Source organism: Actinoplanes sp. ATCC 53533, from assembly GCF_003947245.1.
This window is the reverse complement of the sequence record NZ_QHHV01000548.1, coordinates 1-1,088: the sequence shown is the minus strand read 5'-3', so window position 1 is coordinate 1,088 and position 1,088 is coordinate 1. Positions and strand designations below refer to the sequence as shown.

Annotated in this window: 2 protein-coding genes; both read left to right on the top strand. The window is 66.5% G+C overall.

Annotated features, from left to right (window positions below; translation table 11 throughout):
- Positions 1 to 759, top strand: a 759-nt coding sequence (locus DMB66_RS59935) for an IS5 family transposase (protein WP_125812703.1), incomplete at its 5' end; no start/stop codon positions are given.
- Positions 760 to 764: 5 nt separating this feature from the next.
- Positions 765 to 1,088 (top strand): hypothetical protein (locus tag DMB66_RS59930; protein ID WP_125812702.1); only part of this gene is annotated, 324 nt, incomplete at its 3' end.

Genomic DNA, 1,088 nt, shown 5'->3' with positions numbered 1-1,088 from the left:
GCCTGGAGGGCGAGGCGTGTCTCGGTCGCGGGTCGGCTGGGCGAGCAGGATCTGCGGGAGATCGTGAACGCGATCTTGTATCAGAACCGGACCGGGTGTCAGTGGGCGTATCTGCCGCACGACTTGCCGCAGAAGCCGGTGACGTACTACTACTTCGGCTTGTGGCGTGACGACGGCACCGACCAGACGATCCATGACCTGCTGCGCTGTCAGACGCGGGAGAGAGCCGGCCGGGCCGAGGATCCCAGCGCGGTCGCGGTGGATACCCAGTCGATCCGCGCCGCGAATCATGTGCCTGCGGCGACGACCGGCAAAGACGCTGGTAAGAAAGTCCCCGGCCGTAAACGCGGCCTGGCGGTGGACGCGCTGGGCCTGATCATCGCGGTGGTCGTGACCGCGGCGTCGGTCACCGACAACGCGATCGGGATCCGGCTGCTCGACAAGGTCGCCGAGCACACCCCGACCGTCACCCACGCCTGGGTCGATGCCGGGTTCAAGCAGGATTTCGCACTGCACGGCGCGGTCCTGGGCATCGATGTCGAGGCCGTTAAACGATCCGACGCCCGGCCCGGGTTCATACCGGTCAAGAAAAGGTGGATCGTTGAGCAGGTCAACGGCACGCTGATGTTGCACCGCCGTCTGGTCCGCGAATACGAGGCCCGGCCCGAATCATCGGTGTCAAGGACGCTGTGGGCGTCGATGGCGAACATGGTCCGCCGGTTGACCGGAACCAGCACCCCGACCTGGCGACACCGGTGAACGGCATGCATCTCGAGACGATCCTCGGACTGATCACCGACCGGGAAGTCGCAGCAACGCACCGAGCCGGGCAGTTGCACGCGCAGATCAGCGCCCTGACCGACGAACTCACCCTCCTCGACGGCGAGTTGGCCGACCTCGCGACCACGCGCAGCACCCTGCAGACATTCGCCGCGGACGAGTTCACCGCCGACGACCCCACCGTGACCAGTTCCGCCTATCAGCAGATCCTCGGCGTGCTGCGCACCACGCCAGACGGGATGCGCGCCAAGGACATCTGCCGCGCCCTCAACATCGAACCGCTGCCGAAACACGTCGAAGGCGCCCCG